Origin of the sequence: Mycobacterium lehmannii (genome assembly GCF_002245535.1) — a bacterium.
Taxonomy (GTDB): Bacteria; Actinomycetota; Actinomycetes; order Mycobacteriales; family Mycobacteriaceae; genus Mycobacterium; species Mycobacterium lehmannii.
The window spans coordinates 167,000-186,690 of the sequence record NZ_NKCN01000005.1 but is presented as its reverse complement, the minus strand read 5'-3'; the positions used below and the strand labels follow the sequence as shown (position 1 = coordinate 186,690).

At 66.4% G+C, this 19,691-nt stretch carries 21 protein-coding genes and 1 tRNA gene; 8 read left to right on the top strand and 14 right to left on the bottom strand.

Annotated elements, in window-relative coordinates; all coding sequences use genetic code 11:
• Positions 1-181: 181 nt before the first annotated feature.
• Genes CEX87_RS08560 through CEX87_RS08545 form a run of 4 tightly spaced genes read left to right on the top strand, consistent with a single transcriptional unit; the run spans position 182 to position 2,700 of the window.
• Positions 182-619: a Zn-ribbon domain-containing OB-fold protein gene (locus CEX87_RS08560; RefSeq protein WP_064395703.1), complete on the top strand. Its 438-nt coding sequence runs from the start codon at positions 182-184 to the stop codon at positions 617-619.
• The gene (locus tag CEX87_RS08555; protein WP_064395730.1) at positions 616-1,815 is read left to right on the top strand and encodes a lipid-transfer protein; all 1,200 of its coding nucleotides are present in this window, start codon (positions 616-618) and stop codon (positions 1,813-1,815) included. Before CEX87_RS08560 ends, CEX87_RS08555 begins: the two co-directional genes overlap by 4 nt.
• Positions 1,805-2,482 (top strand): YwaF family protein, encoded by a 678-nt coding sequence (locus tag CEX87_RS08550; RefSeq protein ID WP_416171892.1) that lies wholly within the window; start codon positions 1,805-1,807, stop codon positions 2,480-2,482. The genes CEX87_RS08555 and CEX87_RS08550 overlap by 11 nt, the downstream gene beginning before the upstream one ends.
• Positions 2,479-2,700, top strand: coding sequence for a DUF167 domain-containing protein (locus tag CEX87_RS08545; RefSeq protein WP_068192469.1), 222 nt, complete (start codon positions 2,479-2,481; stop codon positions 2,698-2,700). Before CEX87_RS08550 ends, CEX87_RS08545 begins: the two co-directional genes overlap by 4 nt.
• On the opposite strand, the gene CEX87_RS08540 is transcribed toward CEX87_RS08545, so the two are convergent.
• From CEX87_RS08540 to CEX87_RS08515, 6 genes are all read right to left on the bottom strand, one after another.
• Positions 2,701-3,465 (bottom strand): ABC transporter ATP-binding protein, encoded by a 765-nt coding sequence (locus CEX87_RS08540; protein WP_068192402.1) that lies wholly within the window; start codon positions 3,463-3,465, stop codon positions 2,701-2,703.
• The gene (locus CEX87_RS08535) at positions 3,449-4,276 is read right to left on the bottom strand and encodes an ABC transporter ATP-binding protein (RefSeq protein ID WP_068192403.1); all 828 of its coding nucleotides are present in this window, start codon (positions 4,274-4,276) and stop codon (positions 3,449-3,451) included. The genes CEX87_RS08540 and CEX87_RS08535 overlap by 17 nt, the downstream gene beginning before the upstream one ends.
• The gene (locus tag CEX87_RS08530) at positions 4,273-5,442 is read right to left on the bottom strand and encodes a branched-chain amino acid ABC transporter permease (protein ID WP_064395706.1); all 1,170 of its coding nucleotides are present in this window, start codon (positions 5,440-5,442) and stop codon (positions 4,273-4,275) included. The genes CEX87_RS08535 and CEX87_RS08530 overlap by 4 nt, the downstream gene beginning before the upstream one ends.
• Positions 5,439-6,485 carry a branched-chain amino acid ABC transporter permease gene (locus CEX87_RS08525; protein WP_068192406.1) on the bottom strand — a complete coding sequence of 349 codons (1,047 nt, stop codon included), beginning with the start codon at positions 6,483-6,485 and terminating at the stop codon, positions 5,439-5,441. The genes CEX87_RS08530 and CEX87_RS08525 overlap by 4 nt, the downstream gene beginning before the upstream one ends.
• An 82-nt stretch (positions 6,486-6,567) precedes the next feature.
• Positions 6,568-7,782 (bottom strand): branched-chain amino acid ABC transporter substrate-binding protein, encoded by a 1,215-nt coding sequence (locus CEX87_RS08520; RefSeq protein WP_094286693.1) that lies wholly within the window; start codon positions 7,780-7,782, stop codon positions 6,568-6,570.
• A 188-nt stretch (positions 7,783-7,970) separates the two neighbouring features.
• Positions 7,971-8,603: an ANTAR domain-containing response regulator gene (locus tag CEX87_RS08515; protein ID WP_064395713.1), complete on the bottom strand. Its 633-nt coding sequence runs from the start codon at positions 8,601-8,603 to the stop codon at positions 7,971-7,973.
• A 92-nt stretch (positions 8,604-8,695) separates the two neighbouring features.
• Here CEX87_RS08515 and CEX87_RS08510 point away from each other — a divergent pair.
• Positions 8,696-8,769 (top strand) — tRNA-Leu (locus CEX87_RS08510).
• Between the two features lie 50 nt (positions 8,770-8,819).
• Positions 8,820-10,121: an adenylate/guanylate cyclase domain-containing protein gene (locus tag CEX87_RS08505; protein WP_094286778.1), complete on the top strand. Its 1,302-nt coding sequence runs from the start codon at positions 8,820-8,822 to the stop codon at positions 10,119-10,121.
• Here the strand turns inward: CEX87_RS08505 and CEX87_RS08500 are convergent.
• The 8 genes from CEX87_RS08500 to CEX87_RS08465 all read right to left on the bottom strand — a co-directional run bounded on the left by CEX87_RS08500 (position 10,096) and on the right by CEX87_RS08465 (position 17,308).
• The gene (locus CEX87_RS08500) at positions 10,096-10,545 is read right to left on the bottom strand and encodes an SRPBCC family protein (RefSeq protein ID WP_064395591.1); all 450 of its coding nucleotides are present in this window, start codon (positions 10,543-10,545) and stop codon (positions 10,096-10,098) included. The two genes, CEX87_RS08505 and CEX87_RS08500, sit on opposite strands and share 26 nt — an antisense overlap.
• A gap of 115 nt (positions 10,546-10,660) precedes the next feature.
• Complete coding sequence (locus CEX87_RS08495; RefSeq protein ID WP_064395590.1) at positions 10,661-11,152, bottom strand: Dps family protein; 492 nt, start codon at positions 11,150-11,152, stop codon at positions 10,661-10,663.
• Between the two features lie 54 nt (positions 11,153-11,206).
• Positions 11,207-12,958, bottom strand: a complete 1,752-nt coding sequence (locus CEX87_RS08490; protein ID WP_068192412.1) for a DUF2339 domain-containing protein — start codon at positions 12,956-12,958, stop codon at positions 11,207-11,209.
• Positions 12,959-13,002: 44 nt separating this feature from the next.
• On the bottom strand, positions 13,003-13,656 hold the full coding sequence (locus CEX87_RS08485) for a response regulator (protein WP_068192414.1): 654 nt from the start codon (positions 13,654-13,656) through the stop codon (positions 13,003-13,005).
• A complete protein-coding gene (macS, locus tag CEX87_RS08480; RefSeq protein ID WP_197505905.1) occupies positions 13,629-14,756 on the bottom strand; it encodes a MacS family sensor histidine kinase in 1,128 nt (375 codons plus the stop codon). The genes CEX87_RS08485 and macS overlap by 28 nt, the downstream gene beginning before the upstream one ends.
• Before the next feature lie 4 nt (positions 14,757-14,760).
• A complete protein-coding gene (locus tag CEX87_RS08475) occupies positions 14,761-15,513 on the bottom strand; it encodes an amino acid ABC transporter ATP-binding protein (RefSeq protein ID WP_064395649.1) in 753 nt (250 codons plus the stop codon).
• Between the two features lie 5 nt (positions 15,514-15,518).
• Positions 15,519-16,451 (bottom strand): amino acid ABC transporter permease, encoded by a 933-nt coding sequence (locus CEX87_RS08470; protein ID WP_066850227.1) that lies wholly within the window; start codon positions 16,449-16,451, stop codon positions 15,519-15,521.
• A gap of 11 nt (positions 16,452-16,462) precedes the next feature.
• Positions 16,463-17,308 (bottom strand): ABC transporter substrate-binding protein, encoded by an 846-nt coding sequence (locus tag CEX87_RS08465; RefSeq protein WP_066808949.1) that lies wholly within the window; start codon positions 17,306-17,308, stop codon positions 16,463-16,465.
• A gap of 256 nt (positions 17,309-17,564) precedes the next feature.
• On the opposite strand from CEX87_RS08465, the gene CEX87_RS08460 reads away from it, so the two are divergent.
• Positions 17,565-18,167 (top strand): HdeD family acid-resistance protein, encoded by a 603-nt coding sequence (locus CEX87_RS08460; RefSeq protein ID WP_068192417.1) that lies wholly within the window; start codon positions 17,565-17,567, stop codon positions 18,165-18,167.
• Between the two features lie 62 nt (positions 18,168-18,229).
• A complete protein-coding gene (locus CEX87_RS08455) occupies positions 18,230-19,684 on the top strand; it encodes a cytochrome ubiquinol oxidase subunit I (protein WP_064419769.1) in 1,455 nt (484 codons plus the stop codon).
• Positions 19,685-19,691 lie beyond the last annotated feature (7 nt).

Sequence of the window (19,691 nt, the reverse complement as noted above, 5' to 3'; positions counted from 1 at the left end):
GGCACCGCCGCCGACATCAAGGCCACCGCCGCGACCGGCAAGGTGGCCCGTGAATGTGCGGTTTCATCCGCGACTCGCCGGCGCGGTCGGATGAATTCGCACGCTCACGACGGTCAGACCCCACGTCCCACTGAACTGGAACACGTTTCAGTTCTGCCAGACGACTCGGTACTCTGAGCGGGTGTCAGCTTCCACTCAGCCCGCGATCGACGGTTGGTTCGCCACCGACGGATCCGGAGCGCCCTACCTGATCGGGGGCAAGTGCCACCAGTGCGGCACCTATGTGTTCCCGCCCCGCGCCAACAACTGCCCCAACCCGGCGTGCGACGGTGACGAACTGGCGCAGGTGCCGCTGTCGCGGCGCGGAACCCTGTGGAGCTATACCGAGAACCGTTACGCTCCCCCGCCCCCGTATCCGGCGCCGGATCCCTTCGAGCCCTTCGCCGTTGCCGCGGTGCAGCTCGCCGACGAGGGCCTGATCGTGCTCGGCAAGGTCGTCGAAGGAACACTGGCCGCCGACCTGAAGGTCGGGATGGAGATGGAACTGACCACGATGCCGCTGTTCGTCGACGACGACGGCGTCGAACGCGTCGTTTACGCATGGAGGCCTGCGTCATGAGTCCTGAACCGCTGTACATCCTCGGCGCCGGTATGCACCCGTGGGGGAAATGGGGCCGCGACTTCACCGAGTACGGCGTCGTGGCCGCGCGGGCCGCGCTGGCCGAGGCGGGTCTGGACTGGCGTCAGATTCAGCTCGTCGCGGGAGCGGACACGATCCGTAACGGCTACCCCGGATTCGTGGCCGGCTCGACGTTCGCGCAGAAGCTGGGCTGGAACGGTGTGCCCGTGTCGTCGAGCTACGCCGCCTGCGCCAGCGGCTCGCAGGCGCTGCAGAGCGCCCGGGCCCATATCCTCGCCGGATTCTGCGATGTGGCGCTGGTGATCGGCGCTGACACCACCCCGAAGGGCTTCTTCGCCCCGGTCGGCGGCGAGCGCAAGAACGACCCCGACTGGCAACGCTTCCACCTGATCGGCGCCACCAACACCGTCTACTTCGCACTGCTGGCGCGCCGGCGCATGGACCTCTACGGGGCCACGCTGGAGGATTTCGCCGCGGTGAAGGTCAAGAATGCCAAGCACGGGTTGGACAACCCGAACGCGCGCTACCGCAAGGAAGCCACGATCGACGACGTGCTCGCCAGCCCGGTGGTCTCCGATCCCCTTCGGCTGCTTGATATCTGCGCGACGTCGGATGGCGCGGCCGCGTTAGTGGTGGCGAGCAAGTCGTTCGCCGAGAAGCATCTGGGCTCCGTCGACGGGATTCCGTCGGTGCGTGCGATCAGCACGGTGACACCGCAGTACCCGCAGCACCTGCCCGAATTACCGGACATCGCAACGGATTCCACGGCGGTCGTGGATGCACCCGAGCGGGTGTTCAAGGACCAGATTCTCGACGCCGCCTACACCGAGGCCGGTATCGGGCCGGAGGACCTGAGCCTCGCCGAGGTGTACGACCTGTCCACCGCGCTCGAACTCGACTGGTACGAGCATCTGGGCCTGTGCCCGAGGGGCGAGGCCGAGCAACTGCTGCGCAGCGGTGCGACGGCGATCGGCGGGAAGATCCCGGTCAATCCGTCCGGCGGCCTGGCCTGCTTCGGCGAAGCCATTCCAGCGCAGGCCATCGCGCAGGTGTGCGAGCTGACCTGGCAGCTGAAGGGACAGGCGACCGGCCGCCAGGTCGAGGGCGCCACCGTGGGCGTCACCGCCAACCAGGGCCTGTTCGGGCACGGCTCGTCCGTGATTGTTGCTCGCTAGGCAGTTCGAACCGTACGGCCCCTCCTACTGGGGCGCCATCGGCGTGTTCGTCATCGGCACTGTAGTGCTGGTGTGGGTGGGTCGCCGACAGACCGACCCCCAGGCGCAGCGACTCGGCCGCGCACTCGGCGGGCTGACCGCGCTGATCTACGGCGCGATTTTGGCCTACAACCTGGTGCCGCCGACCCTGGCGGGTTCGGTGCCGCTTCAGCTCACCGACGTGGCGACCGTCGTCGCGGCCTACGCGCTGTGGTCCCAGCGGCAGTGGGCGTATGCGCTCACGTACTACTGGGGTCTGGTGCTGAGCGTGCAGGCGTTGATCTCACCGGTGTTGCGGGGCCCCGACTTTCCGCACTACCGCTTCCTGGCGTTCTATGCGATCCACCTGCTCGTGGTCTGGGCGGCGATCTATCTGACGTGGGGCCGCGGCATGCGGCCCCACTGGCGCGACTACCGACTGGCGGTGGCGGTCACCAGCGCGTGGGCGGTGGTGACCGTCGTGTTCAACAGGATCGCCGACACCAACTACGGCTTCACGAACTACAAACCGGAGACCGCGTCGGCGTTGGACATCCTCGGGCCGTGGCCGGTCTACATCGTGAGCACTGCGGCCCTGGTCTTTGCCGTGTGGGCGTTGATGACATGGCCCTGGGTGCGCCGGCGATGATCGTCGTCGTCCGGGTCAAGCCAGGCAGCGCGAAAGGCCCGCTGGTGGAGGTCGACGACGCCGGCGAGCTGACGGTCTACGTTCGGGAGCGAGCCGTCGAGGGCAAGGCCACCAGGGCCGTCACCAAACTGCTCGCCGCGCACCTGGGCGTAGGGCCAAGCCGGCTCAAGCTGGTATCGGGCGCCGCGTCGCGGATCAAGCGCTTCGAGGTCAGTTGATCAAGCGACACCGAGGTAGGCGGCGCGAATACTGTCGTCGTTCAACAACTCCCGGGCATCCCCGGTGCGTGTGACCTCACCGGTCTCGAGGATGTAGGCGCGGTCCGAACGGCTCAGCGCCTGCTGCGCGTTCTGCTCCACCAGCAGCACCGTGGTGCCCTGCGCGTTGATCTCCGCGATGATCCTGAAGATCTGCGAGATCACCATCGGCGCCAGGCCCATGGACGGCTCGTCGAGCAGCAGCACCCGCGGCCTGGCCATCAGCGCGCGGCCGATCGCGAGCATCTGCTGCTCGCCACCCGACAGCGTGCCGCCGACCTGGCTGCGGCGTTCGGCCAACCGAGGGAACGTCTCGAGGATCCAGTCCAGTCGTTGCCTGTGCTCGGAGCGGGAGGGGAATTTGCGGCCGTAACAACCCATTTCAAGGTTTTCCACGACCGTCATCCCCGGGAAAACCCCACGTCCCTCTGGTGCCTGCACCAGCCCCTGGATCACGCGTTGGTGAGCCTTGACCTTGCTGATGTCCTGACCCTCGAACCATATCGAGCCCGACGTCAGGGGCAGCAGCCCTGAGATCGCACGCATGGTGGTCGTCTTACCGGCACCGTTGGAGCCGAGCAGCGTGACGAGCTCACCCTCGTGGACCTTCAGCGAGATACCGTGCAGTGCACGGATTCTCCCGTACTGCACGACGATGTCACGCAGCTCGAGGATGACGGGTCGTTCGGGGGCCTGGTCACTCGGCCTTTCATTCAAGGCTGTCATCGGGCACCCCCAGATAGGCTGCGATGACCTTCGGGTCCTCGCGGATGTCGGAAGGCAGGCCGTCGGCGATCTTGCGCCCGAACTCCAGCACCACGATGCGATCGGTCACGCCCATCACCAGCCTCATATCGTGTTCGATCAGCAGCACCGTGTAGCCGTCGTCGCGGATCTTCTGGATCAGTTCGATCAAGGCGGCCTTCTCGCGCGGGTTGAACCCTGCGGCCGGTTCGTCCAGACACAGCAGTTTGGGTTCGGTGGCCAGCGCCCGGGCGATCTCCAACCGGCGCTGATCACCGTACGACAGGTTCTTGGCCTTCTCCTCGCCGCGGTTGGCGATCCCGACGAAATGCAGGAGCGCCGCGGACCTCTCGATCGCCGATTGTTCCTCGCGCCGATGGCGCGGGGAGCGGACCAGCGCGCCCGGCACCGAGGTGAAGTGCCTGGCGTCGGTGCCGACCATGACGTTCTCCAGAGCCGTCATCTCGCCCCACAACCGGATGTTCTGGAAGGTGCGGGCGATGCCGCGGCGGGTGATCTGGTGGCGTTTGATCCGGCCCAGCGGCGCGCCGTCGAACGTGACGGTGCCCGACGTGGGTCGGTACACGCCGGTGATCGCGTTGAAGCACGTGGTCTTGCCCGCCCCGTTCGGCCCGATCATGCCGAGAATCTCACCGCGGCGGATGTCGATGGACACCGAGTCCAGCGCCGTCAGCCCGCCGAACTTCATTGTGAGATCGGTTGTCCGCAACAGGATCTCCCCCTCTGCGGCCTGGATCTCGCGGTGCACACCCGCCAGCTCTTCGATAGTCATCGCGCCGACTCCTTCTCCGGCGAGCGAAGCAGGTCGCGGGCGGCCTTACCGTAGGCCAGCAACTGCGCTCGCGCCGGGAACAGGCCCTGCGGCCGGAAGATCATCAACACCACGAGCGCCAGGCCGAAGAACAGGTACTTCAGGTCACCGAGGTTGATGCCCAGGAACTCCACCCCCAGCAACCGGTTCGGCAGGTAAACGATGATGAACGCACCGACCACCACGCCGAGCTTGTTGCCTTGCCCGCCGAGCACCACCGCGCATAGGAACAGCATCGAGTTGATGATGTTGAACGTCGGTGGGGCCACGAACTGCACCTGACCGGCGTACAGCGCGCCCGACAGCCCGCCGATCGCCGCGCCGATGACGAAGGCCCACAGCTTGAACCGGAACGTGTTGACGCCCATCACTTCCGCGGCGTCCTCGTCCTCGCGGACCGCGATCCAGGCGCGTCCCACGCGGCTGCGTTCGAGGTTGCCCACCAGTACCAGGATCCCGATCATCAGCACGATGCCCAACCAGAACCACCACGTCCCGTAGTTGGCGTCGCCCGCGGAGTTGCCGCTCGAGAAGACGCCGTCGGGCACGCGTTCGCTCGCACCGACTCGCGGGTAGGCGACCTCGTTGAGGCCGCGCGGCCCGTTGGTCACCTCCGAGAGGTTGTCGGCCATCAGGCGAATGATCTCGCCGAACCCCAGCGTGACGATCGCCAGGTAGTCGCCGCGCAACCTCAGCGTCGGCGTCCCCAGGATCAGACCCGTCAGCGCGGTGATCGCCATCGCCAGCGGCACACACGCCAGCCACGCCCAGTCCTCGTTGAACCACCCCGTGGCGCCCATCTTGTTCCACGGACTGTTCGGACTGGTCAGCAGCGCAACGGTGTACGCGCCCACGGCGTAGAACCCGACGTAGCCGAGGTCGAGCAGACCGGCCTGGCCGACCACGACGTTGAGGCCGATCGCGATGATCGCGACCATCGCGAACTGCGCCATGGTGCCGCCGAAGCTGATGTTCGGCGTGTTCAGGAACGGCGGCGGAAACAGCGGCAGCAGCGCGAGCAGGCCGAAGGCGATCAGCCCGAACCCCCACTTCTGTACGCGGGAAAGCCCGTCCCACCAACGACGCAGTGCGTCGCCGGGTGCCAAGACCTTCTCGCTGGCCCTCATGCTCGCGCCTTCCCGAGGCTTTCGCCGAGTATCCCCGTCGGCCTGAAGAACAGAACGAGAACCAGCAGCACGAAGGCGACGACGTCACGCCACTGGGTCCCGAACACGGCCTGCCCGTAGTTCTCCATGATGCCGAGCAGCAGGCCGCCCAGCAGGGCGCCGCGCAGGTTGCCGATGCCGCCGACGACCGCGGCCGAGAACGCTTTGATGCCGAGCAGGAAGCCACCGGAGTAGATGATGCCCTGCGGCACCTTCAGCGTGTAGAGCAGCGCGGCCGCCCCGGCCAGCAGGCCGCCGATCAAAAACGTCGTCATGATGATGCGTTCGCGCGAGACGCCCATCAGGGTCGCGGTGTCCGGGTCCTGGGCCACCGCCCGGATCCCGCGCCCGAACCTGGTCCGGTTGATGGTCAGATCGGTCATCAGGGCGAGAACCAGCGCCGCGCCGACGATGATCAGCGTGATGTTGGAGACCGCGGAACCGAACACCGTGAATTGGGTTTCGGGCGCGACGAGCCGGATCGGTTGTTGCGCATTGGATCCGCCGTACCCGTCGATGATCTCGGGCAGGATGAAGTGCACGAATTCCTGCAGCACGAACGACATGCCGATCGCGGTGATGAGAAAGGACAGTCGGTCGGCCTTGCGTCGTCGCAGCGGTCGGTAGGCCACCGCCTCCAGGCCGACCGCGGTGGCACCGGACACCGCCATCGCGAACAGCATGGCGATACCGAGATACAGCACCGTCAGGGCGATGCCCCTGTTGTAGGTGTTACCGCTCGGTGTGAAACCCAGGATCATGTCGAGGCAGAAGTACGCGCCGAACATGCCGAACATGAACACTTCCGAATGCGCGAAGTTGATCAGCTTCAGCACGCCGTAGACCAACGTGTAGCCGACGGCCACCAGCGCGTAGATGGCGCCCCACGACAGGCCGTCGATCGTCAACTGCCAGAAGCCGTCTCGCAACCCGTCGAGGTTGAAGCTGATGTTGGCTGCCAAGCAGGTGTACTGGTCGACGCACTCGGGTGGGATCCCGGTCATCCGGTGGCGGCTCCTCGCGGGAACGGGCCTCTAGCGAAAACGCGTCCGAGCCTTTCGGTCTCGGACGCGTTCGCCTCAGCGGCTATTGAACTTTGTAGATCCAGATCAAGCTGGTGGTCAGCTCGCCGTTCGGGGTCCACTGGTACTGGCGAGCCACGCCGCGACCGTCGTAATTGCGGACGAAGTCGAGCAGCGCGGGCCGGGTGACGGCGCCCGAGTCGATGCCCTTCAGCAGGATGGTGCCCAGGTCGTAGCCCTCGCTGCTGTAGGTGCCCGGTTCTTGGTTGAACTTCTTGGTGTACTCGTCGGCGAAACCGCCGGTGGCCGGACCGCACGGGCAGGACAGCACGGCGTCCTTGGACGCGTCGCCGGCCTGCTTGACGAACTCGGGGTCCTTGGTGCCGTCGGCGCTGGCGAACGTTCCCTCGTACCCGCCGTCGCGCAGCTGCTGCACGAACGGCGCCGCCTCGGCGTAGTAACCGCTGAAGAACACCGAGTCCGGACTGGCGCCCTTGATCTCGGTCACCGCTGCCGAGAAGTCCTTGTCGCCCTTCTTGACCGAGATGTTGCAGGACGAGTCGGCCACCGGACCGAGCGTCTGACGAACGGTCTGCGCCAGGCCCAGGCCGTAGTCCGTGCTGTCGTCGACGACGCAGACCTTCTGGTGGCCGAGGGTGTTCTTCAGGTAGTTGGCGACCGAGGGGCCCTGCACGCCGTCGTTGCCCAGACCGCGGAAGAAGGTCCGCCAGCCCTTGTCGGACAGCGTCACGTTGGTGGCCGAGGCCGTGGCGGCGACGAGACCGGCCTGGTTGAAGACGTCGCCGGTGGCCATGGTCTCACCGGAGAAGGCGGGACCGATCAGGCCGATGGTGGAGGCGTCATTGATGATCTGCGGTGCGATCTGGGTGGCCTTCTGCGGATCGCCCTCCGTGTCGAAGGTCTTCAGCTGGACCTGGCAGCCCGGGTTCGCGGCGTTGTGCTTGTCCACGGCCAGCTGGATGCCGTTCTTGATGTTGATGCCCAATGCCGCATCGGGCCCGTTGAGCGCTCCGGCCATCGCCAGCGACACCGGCGGGCACTGCGCGTTGCCGTCACCGGCGGGGTCGGCAGGCGCGGCGCCCTCGTCGGCCTTGACCTCGGCGCCGTTCTCGTCGATCTGCACCTGTTCGACGATCTTCAGATCGGTCTGTGCCTCACCGCCCTCGGTCGGCTCGGCCTGCTGGCAGCCGGCTATGCCGAGCACAACCAGACCAGCGCTGCTGATAGCAAATGCTTTCCGTGCCATGCGACCGCGCACGCTTCACCTCCGGGTCGTTGTGTTAGTCGGCTCCGGCGCCTGGGCCCGGCGGGCGGGGGCGGCGACGTTCCGGGAAGACCATAGCCAACGCTCGGCGCTGGTGCGCGGTGTTGAACGACGCGTCGCGGCCGTCGCGGTCAATCCGCGCCATCGGAAACGCACTTTTTACGCGGTGGCGAAGTCAGGGGTTAGCTCGACTCCGACGCGTCGCTCGGCGTGTCGAGGGTTTCGAGGACCACTTCGGCGACGCGTTTCATAGTGGTGCGCCGGTCCATCGCGGCGCGTTGAATCCACTTGAACGCCTCGGGCTCGGTCATCCCCTGATTGGCCTGCAGCAAACCCTTGGCCCGTTCGACGAGCTTGCGCGTCTCCAGTCGGTCGGCCAATGTGGCCACTTCCTGCTCCAGCGCGGCGATCTCGCCGAAGCGGCTCACCGCGACCTCGATGGCGGGAATGAGGTCGGTGACGGTGAAGGGTTTGACGAGGTAGGCCATGGCGCCGGCGTCCCTGGCGCGTTCGACCAGTTCTCGTTGGCTGAACGCGGTCAGGATGACGATCGGCGCGATGCGCTTGCTGGCGATCTCGGCCGCGGCGTCGATGCCGTCGCGCCGGGGCATCTTGACGTCCATGATCACGAGGTCGGGCTTGAGGCTCTCGGCGAGATCGACGGCCTCCTGTCCGTCGCCGGCCTCGCCGACGATCTCGTAGCCCTCTTCGCGGAGCATCTCGGCCAAGTCCATCCGGATCAGCGCTTCGTCCTCGGCGACGAGAACACGGCGGGCCTTCCCGGCCTCAGGTGGTGCCCCAGCAGCGGTTGCCATGGAAGCCATTGTGGCGGTAGCGGTGCCGTTCAGCGAGTTCGGGGCATCATCTAAGGTGGTAAGCCGCGCAGCAGAGCCGTCCGACTACTAGAGCCCTCGTAGCCCAATTGGCAGAGGCACACGACTCAAAATCGTGACAGTGTGAGTTCGAGTCTCACCGAGGGCACCGAGAATCAGCAGGTCGAGCCCGTTCGGCGTTACGCTCTAGTCGTGGAGATGAGGCTGCGGCCGGTCTGCGTGCCCGACGTGGCGCTGGAGAACCGGACGCCCGCCCGGGTTCGGCACCACGCGGAAAGGTCCGTGCGACGCCGCCGGGTGCTCGACGTCACCGCACTGATCAGCGCGGCGATCAGCGCCTTCTTCGGTTTTCAGGGTCTGCTCGTCGGTGTCGAGGTGTGGTGGATCCCGGTCCTCAGCCTCGTCAGCGCCGTGGCGTTCGCCACGATTCCACTGCTGTGCCGGTTCGGCGAACTCGTCGCACCGCTGGTGTTCTTCGCCGTCGCGTACGTGACCATCGCGATCCAGTGCATACAGTTGGGCACCGGGTCGGGGCTGCAGTTCTACTTCGTCGCCGCGGCCGCGATCGTGGTGGTCATTCTCGGCATCGACCACATCGTGCTGGCTTGCGTGCTGGCGGCGTTGGGCGCGGCGACGGTGGTGGCGCTGGCGTACCTCGTCCCCGAAGACACCGGCATTCAACCGGATTGGGCCCGCACCACCTCGTTCATCCTCACCGTGGCCACCGCGTGGATCCTCGTCGTCGCCACGCTGTGGTTCGCGCTCCGGGAGCTGCGCCGGGCGCGGTTGGCGATGGAAGCCGAATACGAACGCTCCGAACGTCTGCTGGCGAACATCCTGCCCTCGACCATCGCCGAGCGGCTCAAGGACCCGACCCGCACGGTCATCGCCGACAGGTACGACGACGCATCGATCCTGTTCGCCGACATCGCCGGGTACACCGAGCGGGCCAGCGACACCAATCCCTGCGATCTGGTGCGCTTCCTCGACCGGCTATACACGGATCTGGACGCGCTCGTCGACCGTCACGGGTTGGAGAAGGTCAAGACCAGCGGCGACTCGTACATGGTCGTCAGCGGTGTGCCGCATCCCCGGCCGGATCACCTCGAAGCGCTGGCGTGCCTGGCGCTCGACATGGCCGACGCCGTCGCCGACCTGCGTGACCCGCGCGGACGCAAGGTGCCGTTGCGGATCGGTCTGGCCACGGGACCGGTCGTAGCCGGGGTCGTCGGGGCCCGCAAGTTCTTCTACGACGTATGGGGCGATGCGGTCAACGTGGCATCCCGAATGGAGACCACCGACGTCGAGGGACGCATTCAGGTGCCCCAGGACGTGTACGAACGCCTGCGCAGCACCTTCGTGCTGGAGCCTCGTGGCGAAGTCGAAGTCAAAGGCAAGGGCGTCATGACGACGTGGTACCTCGTCGGACGCCGCGACGACGCAGCCGTGCGCGACGCGGTGGAACTCGAACCGCTCAGTCGTCGACCTCAGTCGGTTTGAGCCGCTCGGCCAGCGAGGCCAGCCGCCACAAGGTCTCCCGGTTGCGGGGGTAGACGGCGATGTCGGACAGCTTGCTGGGCATAACCGCCGCCGGACCGCTCACCGGGACTTCCGTCATCTCCACCCGGCATCCGTCGGGAATGTCGTACAGCCGCAGAGTGATTCGCGCGCCCCCGAAAGGCCGCCCCTTGGCGTGCAGGACCAACTCCTCGGGCGGCACGCTCTTCTCCACTACGGTGACGTCATTGAGCAACAACGGCCAGACGCCTATCGAATGGCGGATCTCGGACCCGGGCGCCGGCCAGTTCGGGTCGACTGCACGCATCCGGCTGTTGCCGACCACCCATTGTGAGTACGTCCACCCGTCGGCCATGACGTCCCAGACCTGTTGACGGGAAGCGTGAATATCGCGTGTCACAGTCACGGCGGAAGATATACCCCGATCGCGGAAAACGACTCACCTTCGCGACTGTGCCGTTGCATACGCAAAACGCCGCGACCGGCGTCGTGAAACGCACAGTCGCGGCGTCGGCAGTCCCTTAGACCTTGCGGTTCTCGGACTTGATCAGCCAGGCCAGCTTCTCGAGACCCTCGATCAGCTGGTGGAGGATGTCGGCGGTGGTCGGGTCCTCGGCGTCCACCGCGTCGTGAACCTGACGCATGGTGTCGACCGCGGCGTATACCCGACCCGTGATCAGGTCGACCGCATCCTGCGTGCTCACCGCGTAGGCGGGGAACTGCGGCAGTGTGGTGCCGGCGGTGACCGTATCCGACCGGCCATCGGGCCAGGCCTCCATCGCACGCATCCGCTCGGCGACGGTGTCGCTGCCCTCACGGGCGAAGTCGACGAGTTCGTCGAGTTGTAGATGAAGGTCGCGGAAGTTGGTGCCGACGATGTTCCAGTGCGCCTGCTTACCCTGAAGCTGCAGCTCGATCAGATCGACCAGAACCCGCTGCAGGCTGTCGCTGAGTTCCGGCGAGGCCTCGAAGGCCTGGATGTCTGCTTCCGAACGACGTGTTGTTGTGGTCATGATCGCTACAACGCCTCCTTTTCTGGACTGATTCCAGTTTAGCACATTTCCTGGTCAGAGGCCATTTTGTTGGTCTTGCCTGTCCAGGAGGCGGGCATATCCGGCGCCCATGCCCAACAGCACCAGGCCGACGACGATAAACACCACTACCCGGAAGATGCCGTCGAGCGTGCCCAGGTCGAACAGGAACAGCTTCGCCACCGCCGCGGCCACCAGCGCCAGGCCCCCGGCGATCGGAACCGAGCGGTCGGCTCGGGGCAACCGCGCCGCGTAGCCGAACAACGCCGCGGCCAGACCGATCCAGCAGATGGTCGCAGCCATGTGACCGGCGTAGAAGCCGCTGTCGGTACCGCCGACCAGCACGCCGGTCGTGACGGCGAACGTGGTGACCGCGTATCCGGCCACCGCGGCCGCGACCGCCCACCAGGCCGAGTTCCTGCGGTCGAACGCCCACACGACCGTCACCGACCACGCGATCAGCAGGACACTGGCTATCAGCGTCGACGCCGCGACCCCGCCGCTGGTCGCCGTCCCCCACATCAGCGTGTCCGGCGGCGCCCAGTTCAGGTAGTAGACGGCACCTACGACCGCGAAGCCGATCGAGATCGCCTTGGCCATGACGAGCTGCCGTCCTGCCGTCGCGACCACCAGCGCCATCGCCAACAGGACCGGCCCCGCGATAGGGCCGTCGAACGCCACCACCACCGCGATCATCGCCGACAGTGCGGAGAGCACCGTCCAGATGCGCCGCACCGCGCCGTCCACACCCGGCAATCGGTCGCTGATGAGCACGATGGCAAGCAGTGCTGCCGCCAGTGCGGCCGCCATCAGCGCCGCGACGATGCGGTCGACGGCCAGCGCGACCGACAGCACCGGCAGCAGACCTGCCCCCGTCAGCACGGCCATCGCCGACTTGTTGGCCGTCCCCGGCAGCAGGATCAGCGCGCCGGCGATCGCGAGCAGCGCCGCGATGGCGCACGCGCCGACCAGCCGCGGATCGCGGCCGTCGTCGAAATACACGCCGATGAGCGCCACCAGCAGCGGCAGCGTGCCGGCCGCGATGCGGGCGGCGTGCAGCCAGAGCCAGTCCTTGCCGATCTGCACGGGCAGCGAGGCCGCGGACAGCGCGAGCATGAACGCCACGAGCAGCAACGTCACACCACCGACCACGATCGGCGCCAGCACCAACAACGGCACCAGGACGAGCAGCCCCAGCTGCTCGGAGTTCCAGCGCCGGGCGAGCGTGAGCCCGCCACCGCCGATCAACGCGGCGAGTACCAGCCCGGCGGGCGCGGCCACCCAGTCGTAGATCGTGGTCAACGCGATGACGTCCATGTACGCCGCGGCGATTCCGGTCGCCGCCAAGGCGACGGCCCCGGTGCGGCCGCCGGGCCTGCGATGCAGCCACCAGCCTGCGCCCACAAGTCCACCGGCCAGTACCGCCCCGGCCGCGACGCGGATCTCGGGCCTCAACAGGCCCGCCTGCGCGGCCAGCACGAGGAGGAACACCACCCCGATCAACGTCACCGCGACACCGGCGACCGCCAGCAGCTTGCCGATCCAGCCTTCGTCCCGGGACGGAGGCGGAGCCGGTGGAGGTGAAGCCGCAACGGGTGCACCGTGATGCGGCGGATGCTGCGGCGGCGCTGGGTAGGCATGCGGCTGGTATATCGGCTCGTGTTGCGGTGATGACGTCAGCTGCCGGTCGAGTTCGGTCAGGTCCGACGACACCCGCGCCAGGTACGCGGAGATCGCGGCGACATCAGCGGACAGGCGGGCGACGACGGCACGCTGCGGTTCGGTCATGCAGCCATCGTCACAGCGCGACGGGCCTCACGGGATGAGTAGGACTACTCGTCCAACCCGTGTTCGATCGCATATCGCGCCAGCTCGACGCGATTAGCGACCTGCAGCTTGCGGAACGTGGCCTGCACGTGGTTCTCGACGGTGCGGTGGCTCAGCGACAACCGCGCCGCGATCTGTTTGGCGGTCAGCCCTTTGGCGACGTGGCGAAGGATCTCGGTTTCCCGCTCGGTCAGGCTCGGCGTCTCGGGCCCGCCGCGATTCTGGGCGATCCGCCGGTACTCGCCGAGCACCAGGCCCGCCAGGCCGGGGGTGAACACGGCCCTGCCCTCGGCGGTGGCGCGCACCGCATCGCCGAGTTCCTGCTTCGACGCGCTCTTCACCAGGTATCCGGTCGCCCCGGCCTTCACCGCCTCGAGCACGTCCTCCCGTTCGTCAGATGCCGACAGCACAAGGATTTTCGAGGACGGCGACACGGCGAGCACTTCCGCGGTCGCCTGCGCGCCGTCGCCGTCGGCGAGCCGCATGTCCATCACCACCACATCGGGCTGAACCGCCGCGGCGCGGCGGCGCGCAGCGCCGACGCCGTCGGCCGTGGCGACCACGGTGAAACCGTCCTCTTCGAGGTCGCGGGCCACCGCGTCGCGCCAGATGGGATGGTCGTCAACGACCATCACCGTCGGGGTAGCGTCAGTTCCCATTCCGTCCCGCTCTCCGGCGCGGTGGTCAGCTTGGCGCTGCCACCGAGCCAGTCCATCCGTCCGACAATCGATTTCGAGACACCGATGCGGCCCTCGCGCACCGCCTCCTCGAGCCGCCCTTCGGGAATCCCGGTGCCGTCGTCACGGATGCTCACCGTGATCGTGTCGCCGAGGTCTTCGAGCAGCACATAGGCATGGGCGTCCGGCCCGGCGTGCGCGACCACATTGTCGAGCGCGTTGACGACCGCGGCGGACAACTCGGTGGCCACGACGGCGTCGAGCAGTACGGGTTCGGCGGGCAGGCTGACCGATACGCGGTCGGACGCTCGCTGCCGCAACAATGCGCCGACGTCTCTCATCGCTCCTACGCGAGGTTCGGCGTCACCGGAGCTGACCAACCGCCTCAGCGCACGCTCCTGCTCGCCCGCGAGTTCAGCGAGTTCGGCTGTGGCTCCCCCGATTTCGCGGCCGCGACGCGAGACCAGCGCGAGCACCTGGATGGCGCCGTCGTGCACCTCCCGAGACAACCTCTGCCGCTCCTGGTGCGCCGCGGCCAGCCGGGTCGCCTGCTCCAGCTCGGAATGGGCCCGTCGGGCAGTCTGCGCGGCCATGCCCACCGCCAGGCCGACCGCGAGCTCGATGACAATCGTCGCGTTGCGGCCGAGGTCGTAGTTGATGAAGCCCTTGACGACGGTGCTGGCCACCATCACGAGCACGCCGGTGAACATGCCCGCGATCGGCCCAGCCACGATCGCCGCCGAGATGGTCGCGTTGGTCGCCCACAACGTCGTCGGCCACGACTGGTTGTCGAACGCCCACTGTGACGAGGCGACCACCTCGGTCGACAGGATCAACGCCACGACCACCGCGATCTCGACCAGCACGAACGCCGGACGTCTGCCGAACCCCTGCAGATAGGCGACGGCGCACAGCGCACTGGACCCCAGCAACACCGCGAACAGCGCCCACGCCATACCCGGGCGGTCCAGGTCCGGATTCACCGACACCTGGAATCCGAGCGCGTAGAGACAACTCAGCAATCGGAACACCTGGGCCGCCCGCCACAGCGGGGTGGCCGGATCCGGGGCGTTGGCCGACATCTGTCTACAACACCTTGGACAGAAACGCCTTCGTGCGTTCGTGCTTCGGGTTGGCCAGCACGTCGCGCGGCGGTCCGCTCTCCACGACCACGCCGCCGTCCATGAAGACCAGATGGTTGGCCACCTCGCGGGCGAACCCCATTTCGTGTGTCACCACCACCATCGTCATCCCCTCGGCGGCAAGCTTTTTCATCACTTCGAGCACCTCACCCACGAGCTCGGGGTCCAGCGCCGACGTGGGCTCGTCGAACAGCATCAGTTTGGGGCTCATCGCCAGAGCGCGGGCGATCGCGACGCGCTGCTGCTGCCCTCCGGACAGCTGGGCGGGATAGGCGTCGGCCTTGGCGGTCAGCCCCACCTGGTCGAGCAGGTCTCGCGCACGCGCCACCGCCTCGTCCTTCTTGACGCGCTTGACGTGAATGGGCGCCTCGATGATGTTCTCTAACACGGTGCGGTGCGGAAACAGGTTGAAGTGCTGGAACACCATGCCGATGTCGCGGCGCTGCCGGGCCGCTTCGCGCGGAGGCATCTCGTGAATCTTGTTGCCCCGCTGCCGGTATCCGATCAGCTCTCCGTCCACGTACAGGCGCCCGGCGTTGACCTGTTCGAGGTGGTTGATGCACCGCAGGAATGTGGACTTGCCCGAACCGGACGGCCCCACCATGCACAGCACTTCGCCGCGCCCGATCTCGAGTGTGACCCCTTTGAGAACCTGCAACGCACCGAAGTTCTTACAAACGGCCTCGGCTTTGACCATCGGTGTCACGGGTGCGCCTCCCCCAAGGTCTGCGCCTTGGCCAGCGCCTCGAGTTGTTTGGTGGTCAGCTTGCGCGACGCACCACGCGAGTAGTAGCGCTCCAGGTAGTACTGGCCGACCATCAGCACGCTGGTGATCGCCAGGTACCACGTCGCGGCGACCAGCAGAAGCGGAACGGGTTCGAAGATGCGCGCGGCGATCTCCCGCGACGTGATGCCGTACAGGTCCAGCGTGAACGGCACCGCGGTCACCAGCGACGTGGTCTTCAGCATGCTGATCACCTCGTTGCCGGTCGGTGGGATGATCACCCGCATCGCCTGCGGAAGCACGGTGCGCCGCATCGTCATCCCCCACGACATGCCCAGCGCCGTCGAGGCTTCGGTCTGCCCTTCGGGCACGGAACTGATTCCGGCGCGGATGATCTCGGCCATGTACGCGGCCTCATTCAGTGCCAGCCCGAGGATCGCCAGCAGGAAGGGGATCGACAGCGACTGCAGGTCGACCTCAAGCAGCGAAGGCCCGAACGGCACCCCGAGCCGAAGGTTCTGGTAGATCGTGGGTAGCAACCCCCAGAACACCAGCTGCACATACACCGGGGTGCCGCGGAAGATCCACAGATACACCCAGGCAACGGCTTTCAGCACCGGGTTGGGCGACAGCCGCATCACCGCGAGCAGCACACCCAACACGATCGCGAGCACCATCGAATAGACAGTGAGCTGCAACGTGTTGAGCACCCCGACCGTCAGCACCCGTTCGTTGAACAGGTACTTCCAGTACGTCGACCAGCGGTAGGAATCGTTGGTCGCCGCGCCGTAGAGGAACAGGGCGACGAGTATGACGATGACGACCGCCGCCACCCAGCGCCACGGATGGCGCAGCGGCACCGCATCGATGGCGGCCGGGGCCTCGGGTGACGACGTGTCGACATCGCTCATGGAAACGTCCTTTACGAGACGGCGCCGTTGATGACCGGCTTGTCGATCATCCCGTTCTCGACGCCCCAATTGGCGGCGATCTCTTTGTAGGTGCCGGTTTCGATCAGATGCTCGAGCGCCTTCTGCAGCGACTGCGCGAGGGCCGATCCCTTCTGCACGGGCCAGCCGTACGGCGCCGAATCGAAGATCTCACCGGCCGCTTCGAGCTTGCCGTTGGTCTCCTTGATCGCGTACGAGGTCACCGGTGAGTCGGCCGACATCGCGTCGGTCTGGCCGAGCACCACCGCGTTGGTGGCGGCGTCCTGCCCGTCGAATCTGACGATCTCGATCGGTGGCTTGCCCGCATCGATGCACGCCCTGCTCTTCGCTGGCAGCTCGTCGGTGTCTTGATAGGTGGTGGCCTGAACCGCCACCTTCTTGCCGCACGCATTGTTGGGGTCGATCGGCGCCTCCGGTCGCTGAGCCCACAGAGTCCCGGCGTTGAAGTAGGTCACGAAGTCGACTGACTTCTCGCGTTCCTTGGTGTCGGTGAACGACGACATCCCCACATCGAAGGTGCCTCCCTGGATCGACGGGATGATCCTGGCGAAGTCCGCCTCGCGGTATTCGGGCGTCAATCCGAGCGTGGCCGCGATCGCGTTCATCAGGTCGACGTCGAAGCCCACGATCTTGCCGCTGGGATCCTTGAACTCGTTGGGTTTGTAGGGGATGTTGACCCCGACGATCAGCTCTCCGCTCGACTTGATGTCCTCTGGAACGGTATTGGCGATCTCGTCGACCTTCGCCGCCGGCGCCGTCGGGGATGCACTGGTGGCATCCCCACCGCCGCCTCCCCCGCCGCTGGCGCAGCCGGACATCGCCAGGGCGCCGGCCGCGGCGAATACGACTGCGAAACGCCAGAATCCACTTCGACGGTTGTGACACTCACCTAACACGGATGCCTACTTTCTGCGTCGTGGGATCGGTGCGCAGCACCGGTAACGGAACAGTAGTGGAGACACCACGCTGCGGCAGGGGAACCCAACGGCACATACGCCGCGACCTCACCACTGATAGTCGAACCGATATCGAAATGCGATGATCATTGACGTTTCGCTATGCCACACTGCGGCCATGACTAGCACCGCGCCGCCCGACCTGCTGCGGCACCTGTGGAAAACGACCCTGGTCTCCGGACTTCTCGCGCTGATCCTCGGCGTGCTCATCTGGGTGTGGCCGGGCAAGACGATCGTGGTCGCTGCGATCTTCTTCGGGGCATACCTGCTGATCGCCGGCGTCGCCCAAGTGATCTTCGCTTTCAGCCTGCACGTTTCCGCCGGCAGCAGGGTGTTGCTGTTCATCTCCGGCGCCGCGGCGCTGATCCTTGCGGTTTTGTGCTTCCGTAGCCTGCAGGAGTCGATTCTGCTGCTGGCGATCTGGATCGGCATCGGCTTCATTTTCCGCGGCGTAGCGACCGCGGTCTCGGCGATCAGCGACCCGACGCTTCCCGGGCGGGCGTGGGAGATCTTCGTCGGCGTGATCAGCCTGATCGCGGGCGTGGTGATGCTCGCTCTGCCGTTCGAGTCGCTCGCGATTCTGACGGTTGTGGCCGGCATCTCGCTGGTCGTGATCGGCATCTTCGAGATCGTGGCCGCGTTCGGTATCCGCAAGGCGTTCAAGAACCGTGACAACGCCGGATCGGCCGCCCCACCTGCGTCGGAAGAGCCGGTGAGCTAACCCACACTGACGTCTACTACGCCCTGTCGTAGGCTGGTGCCACAGCCACGGAAGAGGGTGAGATGGACGCGCTCGATGTGTCGCGGTGGCAGTTCGGTATCACGACCGTCTACCACTTCATCTTCGTCCCGCTGACCATCGGGCTGGCGCCGTTGATCGCCGCCATGCAGACCGCGTGGCTGATCACCGGGAACTCGTCGTGGTACCGCCTCACCCGCTTCTTCGGCAAGCTGTTCCTGATCAACTTCGCCCTGGGCGTGGCCACCGGCATCGTTCAGGAATTCCAGTTCGGCATGAACTGGAGCGAGTATTCGCGGTTCGTCGGCGACGTTTTCGGCGCACCGCTGGCGATGGAGGGGCTGGCCGCCTTCTTCTTCGAGTCGACGTTCCTGGGCCTGTGGATCTTCGGGTGGACCCGGCTTCCCCGCCTCGTGCACCTGGCCTGCATCTGGGTGGTGGCCATCGCGGTGAACCTGTCGGCGTTCTTCATCATCGCCGCAAACTCATGGATGCAACATCCCGTCGGCGCTCGACTGAACCCGGACACCGGTCGCGCGGAGTTGACCAGCATCGTCGCGCTGTTCACCAACAACACCGCGATCGCCGCGTTCGCGCATGCGGTGTTCGGGGCGTTCCTGACCGCGGGGATGTTCGTCGCAGGCGTGTGCGTGTGGTGGATGATCCGCGCGCGAGACGACAAGTGTTCCGAGGCGCAGACGATGTACCGGCCGGCGGCGCTCATGGGCTGCCTGGTCGTCCTCGCGTCGACGCTCGGCCTCGTCGTCACCGGCGATGTCCAGGGCAAGTTGATGTTCGAACAACAGCCGATGAAGATGGCGTCGGCAGAATCGTTGTGCCACACCGCAACCGATCCCGACTTCTCCATTCTGACCGTCGGCACCCACAACAACTGTGACAGCGTCACGCACCTCATCGAGGTGCCGTACGTGCTGTCGTTTCTGGCCAAAGGCGAATTCGAGGGCGTCCACCTCGAAGGCGTCAAGGACCTTCAGAACCAGTACGTCGAGAAGTTCGGACCGGGCGACTACCGGCCCAACCTGTTCGTCACGTACTGGTCGTTCCGCGCCATGATCGGATTCCTCGCCGTCCCAGTGCTGTTCGCTTTGACCGTGCTGTGGCTGACACGTCGTCGCCGGATTCCGCAGTCGCGCCGGCTGTCCCGCTTCGCCCTGGTGGCGCTACCCGCGCCGTTTCTGGCCAACAGCGCCGGATGGATTTTCACCGAGATGGGCCGTCAACCGTGGGTGGTCGTGCCCAATCCGACCGGGGATCCGATGATTCGGCTGACCGTCGCCGACGGGGTCTCCGGGCATCCGGTCGGCATGGTGGTGCTCTCGCTCGTGGCCTTCACGCTGGTGTACGCGGCGCTGGCGGTCATCTGGTTCTGGCTCATCCGCCGCTACGCGATCGAAGGTCCGCAGGAACACGACTCCGAGCCCGCCGCGCCACTGCCACCCGGTAGCGACGAGGTCGCGCCGTTGTCGTTTGCGTACTAGGAGGAGT